This window comes from Paenibacillus sp. RC84 (assembly GCF_041260495.1).
GTDB lineage: Bacteria > Bacillota > Bacilli > Paenibacillales > NBRC-103111 > Paenibacillus_F.
Map to the genome: position 1 here is coordinate 50,869 of NZ_JBGBYL010000001.1, position 12,053 is coordinate 62,921.

The 12,053-nt window shown below is 56.8% G+C and carries 11 protein-coding genes; all 11 read left to right on the forward strand.

Annotation, left to right across the window (positions count from 1 at the left end; all coding sequences use genetic code 11):
- Positions 1-33: 33 nt before the first annotated feature.
- The 11 genes from ABH899_RS00250 to ABH899_RS00300 all read left to right on the forward strand — a co-directional run bounded on the left by ABH899_RS00250 (position 34) and on the right by ABH899_RS00300 (position 12,015).
- Positions 34-567, forward strand: a complete 534-nt coding sequence (locus ABH899_RS00250; RefSeq protein WP_009674208.1) for a hypothetical protein — start codon at positions 34-36, stop codon at positions 565-567.
- A 145-nt stretch (positions 568-712) separates the two neighbouring features.
- Positions 713-2,110, forward strand: a complete 1,398-nt coding sequence (gene hemA / locus ABH899_RS00255; RefSeq protein WP_369992999.1) for a glutamyl-tRNA reductase — start codon at positions 713-715, stop codon at positions 2,108-2,110.
- Positions 2,111-2,146: 36 nt separating this feature from the next.
- Positions 2,147-2,989 (forward strand): cytochrome c biogenesis protein, encoded by an 843-nt coding sequence (locus ABH899_RS00260; protein WP_218228201.1) that lies wholly within the window; start codon positions 2,147-2,149, stop codon positions 2,987-2,989.
- The gene (locus ABH899_RS00265) at positions 2,986-3,741 is read left to right on the forward strand and encodes a precorrin-2 dehydrogenase/sirohydrochlorin ferrochelatase family protein (protein WP_369993001.1); all 756 of its coding nucleotides are present in this window, start codon (positions 2,986-2,988) and stop codon (positions 3,739-3,741) included. Before ABH899_RS00260 ends, ABH899_RS00265 begins: the two co-directional genes overlap by 4 nt.
- An 81-nt stretch (positions 3,742-3,822) precedes the next feature.
- On the forward strand, positions 3,823-4,776 hold the full coding sequence (hemC, locus tag ABH899_RS00270; protein WP_369993004.1) for a hydroxymethylbilane synthase: 954 nt from the start codon (positions 3,823-3,825) through the stop codon (positions 4,774-4,776).
- 314 nt (positions 4,777-5,090) lie between these two features.
- Positions 5,091-6,653: a uroporphyrinogen-III C-methyltransferase gene (gene cobA, locus ABH899_RS00275; RefSeq protein WP_369993006.1), complete on the forward strand. Its 1,563-nt coding sequence runs from the start codon at positions 5,091-5,093 to the stop codon at positions 6,651-6,653.
- A gap of 95 nt (positions 6,654-6,748) precedes the next feature.
- Entirely contained in the window at positions 6,749-7,744 is a 996-nt protein-coding gene (gene hemB / locus ABH899_RS00280; RefSeq protein WP_217558225.1) for a porphobilinogen synthase, read from the forward strand.
- Between the two features lie 256 nt (positions 7,745-8,000).
- Positions 8,001-9,104 (forward strand): uroporphyrinogen decarboxylase, encoded by a 1,104-nt coding sequence (gene hemE, locus ABH899_RS00285; RefSeq protein ID WP_369993008.1) that lies wholly within the window; start codon positions 8,001-8,003, stop codon positions 9,102-9,104.
- A gap of 3 nt (positions 9,105-9,107) precedes the next feature.
- On the forward strand, positions 9,108-10,052 hold the full coding sequence (gene hemH, locus ABH899_RS00290) for a ferrochelatase (protein WP_369993010.1): 945 nt from the start codon (positions 9,108-9,110) through the stop codon (positions 10,050-10,052).
- Positions 10,053-10,150: 98 nt separating this feature from the next.
- Positions 10,151-11,644 carry a protoporphyrinogen oxidase gene (gene hemY, locus ABH899_RS00295; protein WP_369993013.1) on the forward strand — a complete coding sequence of 498 codons (1,494 nt, stop codon included), beginning with the start codon at positions 10,151-10,153 and terminating at the stop codon, positions 11,642-11,644.
- Positions 11,645-11,688: 44 nt separating this feature from the next.
- Positions 11,689-12,015 carry a 2-oxo acid dehydrogenase subunit E2 gene (locus ABH899_RS00300; protein WP_369993016.1) on the forward strand — a complete coding sequence of 109 codons (327 nt, stop codon included), beginning with the start codon at positions 11,689-11,691 and terminating at the stop codon, positions 12,013-12,015.
- Positions 12,016-12,053 lie beyond the last annotated feature (38 nt).

The window sequence follows — 12,053 nt, forward strand, 5'->3', positions numbered from 1 at the left end:
TTCTTAACCGGGACCCGGAAGGAGAGAGGTGCCGTGCGAAGCCAAATCAAATCGAAGCTCATCCTGTTTGCGCTGGCAGCCGGGCTGGTTGCCTGGCCGCTTGCCGGCTTATATGGCTATGTGACGAAAGGCTCGGATAAGCCGGATGCGGAGCGTCTTTTGTTCCAGGTTTCTTTGTTCCAGATCGAGCTGCTGAACCGTTTTCTGCAGGATGCCGCACGTTCGGCCGATACGCGGGAACTCGATTCGCTTAAACAGGCGCTGTACACGGCCAGTTATACGCACGAGAGACTCGTACTTGCGGAAGGGAGCGAGAAGCTGCATACGCTGGGCAGTTTGCCTCAACTGATGCAATACATACTGAGGCTGCAAATAGGCGGAGAGCGCGCTCTGAAAGCGGATGAGCAGGGCGTCCTGCAGGAATCCGCCAAGCTCTACGCGCAGCTGTACGAAGCCTACGGCAAGCTTATGACCTCCTCGGGGAGCGTCGTTACTTCGCAAAGCGAAGCCGTGTCGAAAAATGATGAAGCATTAAGAGAACTGCTTGAAAAAAAGCTGCTCCAATAATCGGTATATCTACAAGAAACATAGACCACACTAGGCATAGCGGCTTCCGGCAGCATTCAAAATTTAGTCAAAATATTTGTCGGTTACGACGGTCGGCTATGTTATAATAATTATTGTTAGCTGCAAAGAAAGGTAGGTGTGCCCCATGCATATTGTCGTCGTCGGATTAAATTACCGGACAGCTCCCGTCGCGATTCGCGAGAAGTTTACTTTTACGCAGGAAGAGTTGTCGCAAGCGCTCGTGGAGCTGAGGCAGACAAAAAGCATACTGGAATGTGTTGTCGTGGCCACTTGCAACCGTACTGAAATCTACGCCGTGGTCGATCGTGTACACATTTGCGGGCACTACATTCGCAAGTTTATGGAAGAGTGGTTTGAGATTCCGCGGACGGAATTCAACAACCATCTGTATATATATGAACATGACCGGGCCATTGAGCATTTGTTCCGTGTCGCAAGCGGTCTTGACTCGATGATTATCGGCGAAACGCAGATTTTGGGGCAAGTGAAGGACGCATTTTTGGAAGCCCAGCGCCTTGGAGCCACGGGCACGATATTTAATACGCTGTTCAAACAGGCCGTAACGATGGCCAAGCGCGCTCACTCGGAGACTTCGATCGGAGAAAATCCGGTTTCCGTCAGCTATGCCGCCGTTGAGCTGGGCAAGCGGATTTTCGGAAGCTACGAGGGTAAGAAAATTCTGATCGTGGGCGCGGGCAAGATGAGCGAGCTGACGGTGAAGCACCTGTACGCGAGCGGCGCCGAGCGGGTTGACGTCGTCAACCGCACCTATGAGCGGGCTTTGGAGCTGGCTGGCAAGTTCAACGGCCACGCGTATCCGATGGAGCAGCTTTACGAACGGCTGGCCGAAGCGGATATCGTCATTTCGTCCACGGGATCGAGCGATTACGTGCTGACGAAGAAGCAGCTCCAATCCGTGCTGCCCAAGCGGAAGTCCCGTCCGTTATTTATGATGGACATTGCGGTTCCGCGCGACCTTGATCCGGACATCAGCGATCTTCCGGACGTTTTCCTGTACGACATCGACGATCTGGAGGCTATCGTGGACAGCCATCTCAAGGAACGGAAGAAAGAAGCTGTCAAAATCGAGGAAATGATCGGCGCCGAGATTGCGGCTTTCGATCAGTGGACGAAGACGCTCGGAGTGAGCCCGGTTATTCACGCGCTCCAGGCCAAAGCGAATATGGTACATCAGGAAACGATGGAAAGCTTGTTCAAAAAGCTGCCGGACCTGGATGAGCGCGAGATGAAAGTGATCCGGAAATTAACCAAAAGCATTGTCAACCAGATGCTGAGAGACCCGATTCTGGCTATTAAAGAAATGGCCGCGGAGAAGAAGGGCGACGAGGCGCTTGAAATGTTTACGAAAATGTTCGCTTTAGAGGAACTTATGGCGGAGCAGGCACAAGCCGAAGCTTTGGAAGAAACCAAAGCGGAAGCGGTCCAGACGGCTGCCCAGAAGCATGCCAAAGAAGAGCTGACCGGCGGTTTTACGATGCAGCCGGCGCTTGCACGCTCCTGATTTCCGGTTCTCCGAGATAGAGGAAGGAGAAATGCCGTGTTCACTCGCAGCTTTCTGTACGATGCGATAATTTATTTATATGCCCTGAGCCTGCTGTTTTACTTCTCTGATGTTGCGCGCGCGAATCGGAGTGCGAAACGGATGGGTACGGGGCTGCTTTCTTTTGTATGGGTTTTGCAGACGGCCTATCTGGGCTACAATTTATATGAACACCTGGGACGATGGGTGTTCTCCATGTTTGAGACACTCTTTTTATTTTCCTGGGTGCTCGTTACGGTATCGCTCATTATGAGTCGGTTTTTCCGAATTGAACTTGTGGTCTTTTTCGTCAATTTATTCGGGCTTGCCGTATTGGCCTTAAATTTCTTCAGCGATTCCAATGTCTCTCCCATGATTGATTCCTGGAACGTCAACGACGAGCTGCTGTTCATTCACGTCTCTCTCGCTGTCGGCAGTTACGCGGCCTATACGATCTCGGCCATTTTCTCGGGCATGTATTTGTTCCTGCATCGTAAGCTAAAGCAGAAGAGCTGGACGAATACGATGAAAAGGCTCCCTTCCCTGGAAAAAATCGAACGTTACACCTATGTGAGCGTCGTGATCGGAACGCCGCTGCTCATGCTGGCGCTGGCTCTGGGAGTCGTGTGGGTGCTTATCGAAAAGAACGCCAACGTGCTGTTCGACTCGAAAGTCATCAATTCGCTGCTGGTGCTTTGCGCGTACGGGTTCTACCTGTTCCAGCATCATTCGCTAAGCATGTCGGGTCCGAAGCTGGCGAAGTGGAATTTGGCGGCTTTTGTCATCGTGCTGCTGAATTTTATCCTCTCCAACGTGTTTTCCGGGTTTCATAACTGGCAGCAGACGGGGGTTGGAGGATGAAGGAATATCCGGCGATGCTCAGGCTCGAAGGCAAGCGCTGCCTCGTTGTAGGCGGCGGAGCCGTAGCCGAAAGAAAAATCGCTTCCCTCCTGGAAGCGGGTGCGCTCGTTACGGTGATCAGCCCTGCGGCTGCCGCGGCCGTCGAGAAGTGGGCGGAAACCGGCCGGATAACCTGGCGCTGCGGGCGCTACGGAGAAGCGGGTTATTCTTACACAAAAGATAGAGAAGGTTCGGATAAGGGCAGGCCGGGAACGGAGGCCTCCTTATATCCGGACCTCTCTCCATATCTTATTGTTTTTGCGGCGACGGACAATCCGCAGGTCAACGAGCGGGTTCGGGCCGATGCCGACAAGGCCGGTAAACTGGTCAGCGTGGCGGACAAGCCCGACAGTGGAAATCTGATCGTGCCGGCCGCGGTAAGGCGCGGCAAACTTACACTGGCCGTATCGACGTCCGGAGCAAGTCCCGCGCTGTCCGCTAAAATCGGCCGTGAGCTGCAGGAGAGGTACGGACCGGAGTACGAGATCTACCTCGACTTTCTGGCGGAGCTGAGAGAGCTCGCCCGCAGCCGGGTCGGCGATATGCCTCTGCGGCATGAGCTGCTCCGGCGGCTTCCGAACTGGCGCGTCCTGGACCGTATCGCCGCCGGTACATACGAAGCGTGGAGAGCCTCTCTGCTGGGCAGGCTGCAGGCGGCGCAGGATTCGGAAGAAGCTTTTGCCGCGATATGGATGGAAGCGGATCAACAATAGAGCCGGCACCCGTTTACGGGCCCGGCATTGGAATCAAGGTAACATCTTCACGGCTTCATAGAAGAAACGGAGGAATTACATATGCGTACGATCGTCGTGGGCACCCGTCAGAGCGCACTGGCCCTCACTCAAACGAATCAGGTTATCGACGAATTAAAGGAACTGAGCCGGCAATCCGGCATAGAATGCGAGTTTGAACTTCGCAAGATTGTGACCAAAGGGGACCGGATTCTGGATGTAACGCTGTCCAAGGTCGGAGGCAAAGGACTGTTCGTCAAAGAAATCGAGCAGGCGATGATGGACAAAGAAATCGACATTGCCGTACACAGCATGAAGGACATGCCGTTCGAGCTTCCCGAAGGGCTCATGGTCGGCGCGGTGCCTAAGCGCCAGGACCCGCGTGATGTACTCATCACGAAAGGGGAGAAGTCGCTGGACGAGCTGCCCCAGGGCGCGCTCGTCGGCACGAGCTCGCTGCGGCGCTCCAGCCAGCTGCAGCACAGCCGCCCGGACCTGCGCATCCAGCCGGTCCGCGGCAACATCGATTCGAGGCTGCGCAAGCTCGAATCGGAAGGCTTCGATGCGATCGTACTGGCCGCTGCCGGTATGCACCGGATCGGCTGGCAGGATCGCATCAGCGCCTACGTTCCGCCCGAAGCGTGCGTGCCTGCCGTCGGGCAGGGCGCGCTGTGCATCGAATGCCGGGCGGACGACGAATTCGTCTTGAATCTGCTGAGCAAGATTCAAGATGACGATACGGCGCTCGCGGTCAGAGCCGAGCGCAGTTTCCTCGGCAGACTCAACGGAGGCTGCCAGGTGCCCCTCGGCGCCTACGCGACCGTTGAGCGTACCGGCGGCGGCACGGAGCTGTCGCTGACGGCGATGGTCGGCTCGCCGGACGGCGCCGAGCTGCTGAAGGAGACGCTGCGGGGCAGCGATCCGGAAGCGCTCGGCAGAGAAGCCGCGGAAAAGCTTATCGCCCGCGGCGCGGACCGCATTCTGGCCGAAGCGTACGAGAGCGGCCGGATCGAATAGTCGTACGGCGGCTTTAGCGAGTGGCGTCGGCGGGTGTATATCTGCCGAACCGTATAGCTCCATATGCGCGTGATTAACACCTGGCCGCCGCGGTTATGACGGCTGCTGCGGCTTGGTCGGCGCGGTTTTGCTACTACAAATAGAGGCTGCCTGGGAAATACGGCGGCTTTTGCGGAATAGCGGCTTAGGGATAGAGGTACGAACAGCAATAGCGGGAGAAAGCTTCCGATTGAGAAGCGGCAGAAGGACCACGGGAGAAAGAAAAGGTGGCCTTTCCCGCAAGGGGATGGAAGCAGCTGAGAGGAAGTGGGCGAGTGGAGAGAGGGAAAGTTTATTTAGTCGGCGCAGGACCCGGCGATCCGAAGTTAATTACGGTTCGGGGACTCCAGGCGATTGAGCGGGCCGACGTGATTGTCTACGACAGGCTGGCGAGCCCCAGGCTGCTCAAACACCGCAAACCGGATGCGGAGCTGGTGTTTGTAGGAAAGCTCCCGGACAAACATATGATGAAGCAGGAAGACATTAACCGTCTGCTCGTTGATCTGGCCCTCCAGGGCAAGGTCGTGACCCGTCTGAAAGGCGGCGACCCGAGCGTATTCGGCCGTGTCGGGGAAGAAGCCGAGCTGCTGGCCGATCATGAAGTTCCGTTCGAAATCATTCCCGGTATTACTTCCGCCATAGCGGTTCCCGCTTATGCAGGCATCCCCGTCACACACCGGGATTTCACTTCTTCGGTCGCCATCGTAACCGGGCATGAATATCCGAATAAGACTTATACGAAGCTCGATTGGGAGCATCTGGCCAAAGGAATCGGCACGCTCGTGTTCCTGATGGGCGTAGCGAATCTGGAGCAGATCAGCGAACAGCTGATCCGGTACGGAAAGCCTGCCGACCTGCCGGTCGCACTGATCCGCTGGGGCACATGGACGGAGCAGCAGACGCTGATCGGCACGTTGTCCGACATCAGCGCCAAGGCGAAGGAAGCCGGTTTCAAGTCACCGGCCGTCATTATCATCGGCGAAGTGGTCAAACTGCGCGAGAAGCTGGCCTGGTTTGAGAAAAAGCCGCTATTCGGCAAACGCGTGCTCGTTACGCGGGCGAGGAGCCAGGCCAGCGAGCTCGTTGCGATGATCGAGGAGCTTGGAGGGGAGCCGGTCGAATTTCCGGTGATCAAGCTCCAGCCGCCGAGCAGCCCGGATGCGCAGCGTCTGCTGGACGAAGCGCTCCGCGGACTCGCGGATTACAATTGGGTCGTGTTTACGAGCACGAACGGGGTGGAGTTCTTCTTCCGCCGCATGCGGGAGCTGCGCCTTGATATACGGGGTCTGGCCGGCGTGCGGATCGCGGCAGTCGGACCCAAGACCGCGGAAGCTCTGGAATCCCGGGGGCTGCTCGTCGAGACGCTTCCCGGGGAGTTCCATGCGGACGAGCTGCTTGCGGAGCTGGGAAAAGCGGTCCGCCCGGGAGAGCGCGCATTGCTGCCCACCGCGGACATCGCCCGCAACGCACTTCCACAGGGCTTGCGTTCGCTCGGTCTCGAAGTTGACGAAGTGGACGTTTACGAGAACGTACCCGAAGTCGAAGGCGGCGAAGACGTGGTCCGGCTGCTGGAGGAAGGGCAGGTTCACATCACGACGTTCACGAGCTCCTCGACGGTCACGAATCTGATCGGAGCGCTTCAGAAGCTCGGGGTCCAAGACCCCGTATCCCTGCTGAAAAACACGGAGATCGCCTGCATAGGTCCGAAGACGGAAGCGACGCTGGCTCATTACGAGCTGGCGGCCGCCTATATGCCGCCGGAAGCGACCATCGCGTCCCTCGTGGAAAGCATTGCCGCAGGCCGGGCCGTTAAAGCAGGAGAGCCTGCGGGCTCTTGACTCTATTAAACTTTTCGTTATGCGGCGGGAGCGGCCGTGCTCGAAGTTTCGGGGGCCGCTGCCCTGCCGGCATGGATTAAAAGGAGGAAGTTATCATGAGTTTCCCATTAGTGCGCCACCGCCGTCTGCGCGGTTCGGCTGCAATCCGCAACCTTGTGCGTGAAAACGCGTTGTCCGTTAACGATCTGATTCAGCCGGTTTTCGTGGAGGCCGGTCATAATATCAAATCCGAAATCCCGTCTATGCCGGGCGTTTACCATTTTTCCCTGGACCGTCTGGAAGAAGAAATCCGCGAGATTTCCGAGCTCGGTATCCAGGGCATTCTTCTGTTCGGTGTTCCCGAAACGAAAGACGCGATCGGAACGTCGGCTTTTCATGAGGAGGGTATCGTCCAGCAGGCATCGCGCCTGATCAAGAAGATCAACCCGAATCTGCTCATTATTGCGGATACCTGCCTATGCCAGTTCACGGATACCGGTCACTGCGGCGTTGTGCATCATAACCCGGAAACGGGCTGCACGGATATCGCCAACGACGAATCGCTGGAGCTGCTCGTTAAAACAGCCGTTTCCCAGGCGAAGGCGGGCGCGGACATTATCGCTCCGTCCAACATGATGGACGGCTATGTGCATGCCATCCGGGCGGGACTGGATGCGGAAGGTTTGGAACATGTGCCGATTATGGCTTACTCGGTCAAATATTCTTCCGCTTACTACGGTCCGTTCCGTGAAGCGGTGGATTCGGCGCCTCAGTTCGGGGACCGCAAAACTTACCAGATGGATTCGGCGAACTCCCGCGAAGCTCTCCGCGAAGCCGAGAGCGACGTTCTGGAAGGCGCGGATTTCCTCATGGTGAAGCCTGCGCTTGCATACATGGACATTCTGCAGCTGCTTAAGCAGAACTTCGATCTTCCGCTCGTGGCTTACAACGTAAGCGCGGAATATTCGATGGTAAAGGCTGCGGCCCAGAACGGCTGGATCAATGAAAAAGAAATCGTGCTGGAGACGCTGCTTGGCTTTAAGCGCGCGGGAGCCGATATTATTTTGACCTACCATGCCAAGGATGCGGCGCGCTGGCTGAAAAACGTTTAACCGAGGTACACCGTACCTTCTTTCTCCGCAGGAGCCCGGCCGGGAAACTGCGGAGCGTTTTTTATCCGGGCAAAAAGCGCGGGAGCCGGCTGACGCAGCCGTTTACATTCGAAACCGTACCTCCGGGAAATGCGGTTTCAATTCTCTTTAAAGAAGGTAAGAGCACGGAGGAAAGCCCGCTCACTGCGGCTTTGTCAAACATTTGTCGGAAGTCGGAGCGCGGTTCCGGTTGTGACCGGGGTATAATTAGGGCATAATGGTAACAAATCATGACAGGGTCAGGAGAAGGTGTCTTGTGATAAATAATGACCGTTTTATTCGAGCCTGCCGCAAGCAGGAAGTAGACCGGCTGCCCGTGTGGTACATGCGTCAAGCCGGACGCTATGATCCCGAATACCGCAAGATCAAAGAAAAATACTCGCTGCTTGAAATATGCGAACAGCCGGAACTGGCTGCAGAAGTCACGTTGATGCCGGTAAAGAAGCTCGGTGTGGATGCGGCTATTTTGTATTCCGATATTATGAATCCCGTAGCGTCGCTCGGCATTCAATTCGATATTGTTAAAAACGTGGGGCCGGTGATCGAGAATCCGATCCGTTCCCGTGAAGATGTAATGAAGCTGAAGCCGATCGACGTGGAAGGCGACTTGTCCCATGTCATCGAAACGATCCGGATTTTGGACCGCGAGCTGACGGTTCCGCTCATTACGTTTGCCGGAGCGCCTTTCACCATTGCAAGCTACTTGATAGAAGGCCGTCCTTCGAAAAGCTACATTCGCACGAAAGAACTCATGTACGGAAATCCGGAAGTATGGCACGCGCTGATGGATAAGCTCGGAGACATGGTCATTACATATTTGCGGGCGCATATCGCGGCAGGCGCGAAAGCGGTCCAACTGTTCGATTCCTGGGTCGGCGCGCTTGCGCCGGAAGATTTCCGGGTGTTCGTCCTGCCTACGATCCAGCGGATTTTCCGCGAGCTCGGCGATCTGAAGCAGCCTAAGATTTATTTCCCTGGCGTGAGCTCGGGCGAACTGCTTCCTCTGCTTGGCGACCTCCAGGCGGATGTGATCGGCCTCGACTGGCGCGTATCCATTCCGGAAGGACGGAGAAGAACCGGAGGACGCTTTGCCGTCCAGGGTAATCTCGATCCTTACCTACTTACGGCGCCGATGCCGGTCATTCAGGAACATGCGAAGCGCATTATCGATCAGGGGATCACGGAGCCGGGTTATATTTTCAACCTGGGTCACGGCCTGTTCCCGGAAGCGTCTCTGGATAAATTAAAGGAACTCACTGAATTTATACATGCCTATTCTGCCGAGGCGCTGGCCGGGCGGAACGCGGGCAAGGGGGTCTGAACCATGAGCAGGAAGAAAGTCGGCGTACTGGTGATGTCTTACGGCACTCCTCAGAGCATGGAGGATATCGAAGCTTACTACACGCACATCCGGCGGGGCAACAAGCCGAGTCCGGAACAGCTGCATGAGCTGACCAGCCGTTACGAAGCGATTGTCGGAGGTGTTTTTCCGCTGCGGGAAAATACGGACAATCAGGTGGCGGGTCTGCAAAATGCGCTGGCTTCCGAGCATGACGACGTGGAATTCGTCTGTTTCCAAGGCTTGAAGCACGCATATCCGTTCATCGAAGACGGCATTGAGCAAATGGCTCAGAGCGGAATTACCGAAGGAGTGGGCATCGTTCTCGCTCCTCACTATTCGACGATGAGCATCGGCAGCTACAACAAGCGCGCACGCGAAAAAGCGGCCGAGCACGGCATTGCCATGACGTTTGTCGACAGCTACCATCTGCATCCGAAGCTGCTTCAAGCTCTGACCGAGCGGGTGGAACGCGCGCTGGGCAAGTTCGGAGAGGAGAACCGTTCCTCCGTCCGCGTCCTGTTCTCGGCGCACAGCCTGCCGGAGAAAATTCTCGAGCTGGGCGATCCGTATCCGGAGCAGCTGCTTGAAACTTCGCGCGCGATCGCGGACAAAGCCGGCATCGAGAACTGGCAGTTTGCGTGGCAGAGCGCGGGACAAACGGCTACCCCTTGGCTTGGCCCGGACATCCTGGATGTACTGCGTACTCTCGCGAAGGAAGACGTGAAGCGCGTACTCGTGTGCCCGATCGGATTCGTTTCGGATCACCTGGAAGTGCTGTACGATCTGGATATAGAGGCGCAGCAGCTCGCCAAGGAAATCGGCCTGCACCTTGAACGTACGGATTCGCTTAATACCGACCCGCTGTATATGCAGACGCTCAGCGATGCCGTCTGGAAGCAGTACGGCGAACTGACGAAACAAGCTTAGAGCAAGACGACAAGGGAGCGCAGACATTCGGATGCGCCTCTTTGCGATTTTATAATCCGGGCGGCCTTAAGATGCCGTCCGGGCGGAAAGGACGTTGCATGATGAACGAGGCCCGTAAAGTAATCGTTGTCGGAGGAGGCATCACCGGTCTCACCGCCGCTTATTACGTGAATAAGCGATTGAAGGAGGCCGGATGTACGGCGGATGTTACCCTGGTTGAAGGAGCCGAAAAGCTCGGCGGCAGAATCCATACCCTGCGTAAAGAAGGATTCGTCATTGAGAAGGGCCCGGATTCTTTCCTGGCCCGGAAGCTTCCGATCATTGAGCTGAGCCGCGAGCTCGGGCTGGAAGGGGAACTCACGGGTACGAACCCGGAGGCGAAGAAGACCTACATCCTGCGGGACGGCACTCTGCACCCGATGCCTGCGGGACTGGTGCTCGGCATTCCGACGGACATCGAACCGTTTATGAGAACGGGTCTCGTTTCCGCGAAAGGCAAGGCGCGTGCGATGATGGATCTCGTGCTGCCCAAGAAGGAAGACGACAGCGACGAATCTCTCGGCCATTTCCTTCACCGGAGACTGGGCAAAGAAGTGCTGGACCAGATCGTCGAACCGCTGCTGGCGGGCATCTATGCAGGCGATACGTATGCGCTCAGCCTGCAGTCGACCTTTCCGCAGTTCGGCGAAATGGAGCAGCAGTACCGGAGTCTGATCTACGGGATGATATCGAATCGCAAGAAATCCCAGCAGGAGGCTTTGAATTTGCCGGCTCCCGGCCGCAACTCCACCTTCCTGACCTACAAGAACGGTCTGCAGACGCTGGTTGAGCGGCTGGAGGAAGTACTGCGGGAGGAAGGCGTGACGATCCGGACAGGCACGAAAGTGACGGAACTCCGCAAGGAAGGGGACCGCTACGAGGTCGGATACGAAGGCGGACAGCGGGAAACGGCCGACAGCGTCATTCTGACCCTGCCGACGTATCATTCCGCCGAGCTGCTCGGCGACCACCCGGCCGTCGACAAGCTGAAGGCGATCAATTACGTGTCGGTTGCGAACGTAGTGATCGCTTACCGGGAAAAAGACGCGAACGTCAAATTCGACGGATCGGGCTTCCTTATCCCGAGATCCGAAGGGCGCTCGATCACGGCATGCACCTGGACGTCCACCAAGTGGCTTCACACGGCGCCGGAAGGTCACGTCCTGCTTCGCTGTTATGTCGGCCGCTCGGGTGAGGAAGACTGGGTGCATCTTACGGACGAAGAAATCGTGGCAAAAGTCCGCAAAGATGTTGCGGAACTGATGGGCATCACGGCGGAGCCTCTGTTCTACGAAGTGACCCGCCTGTACCGGTCGATGCCGCAGTATCCGGTCGGCCATCTGGATCATGTCCGGGAGCTGAGGAGCGATCTCGCCGAGCGTATGCCGGGCGTGTACGTGACGGGCGCGGGCTTCCACGGCGTGGGTCTGCCGGACTGCATCCGGCAGGGACGGGAAGCGGCATTCGAGGCCGCGGATCGCTTGACGGGCGCGGCTGACGGATCGGCGGCGAAAGCTTCAGCGGAAGGCACGAAGACGGCAGCGAAGGTCTAGTCGCGGAAACTAGAGCCGGGGCCGAAGCGGCAAAAGCAAACGTGATGACGAGTGCCTTGGTTAAATCCAAGCATAGGGCCCCTCACGTGACGCTTATGGACGAAGTCGACGTGAGGCAGCTCGCTGCGCTCCGCACTAAAACGAAACCGTTTGCCGATTCCGATAAGAAGCAAATGCTGACTATTCTCAAAGCGAACACGTGCGGCGCGGCGGCAGCGAAGGTCGTGTGCCTCTTAAAGCAATCCCATGCGGAAGCGTGTATAATAGAAACAACTGACAAGCAGAAGCCGGACCGCCTTTGTTCGTTTGAAGCGTTCCGGCTTTTGTCAAGACGGGAGGCGGCGGACCGCGGTTTAACCGCATCCGCCTGACGGTGCCCGCCCGATTAAGTTTACTGATAACTGAAACC

What these genes read in the sequence shown, in the direction of transcription:
- hemA (WP_369992999.1), top strand. Translation starts at nt 713, where the DNA reads ATGCATATTGTCGTCGTCGGATTAAATTACCGGACAGCTCCCGTCGCG.
- hemE (WP_369993008.1), top strand. Translation starts at nt 8,001, where the DNA reads ATGGTAACAAATCATGACAGGGTCAGGAGAAGGTGTCTTGTGATAAAT.
- ABH899_RS00300 (WP_369993016.1), top strand. Translation starts at nt 11,689, where the DNA reads ATGACGAGTGCCTTGGTTAAATCCAAGCATAGGGCCCCTCACGTGACG.
- hemC (WP_369993004.1), top strand. Translation starts at nt 3,823, where the DNA reads ATGCGTACGATCGTCGTGGGCACCCGTCAGAGCGCACTGGCCCTCACT.
- hemH (WP_369993010.1), top strand. Translation starts at nt 9,108, where the DNA reads ATGAGCAGGAAGAAAGTCGGCGTACTGGTGATGTCTTACGGCACTCCT.
- hemY (WP_369993013.1), top strand. Translation starts at nt 10,151, where the DNA reads ATGATGAACGAGGCCCGTAAAGTAATCGTTGTCGGAGGAGGCATCACC.
- hemB (WP_217558225.1), top strand. Translation starts at nt 6,749, where the DNA reads ATGAGTTTCCCATTAGTGCGCCACCGCCGTCTGCGCGGTTCGGCTGCA.
- ABH899_RS00265 (WP_369993001.1), top strand. Translation starts at nt 2,986, where the DNA reads ATGAAGGAATATCCGGCGATGCTCAGGCTCGAAGGCAAGCGCTGCCTC.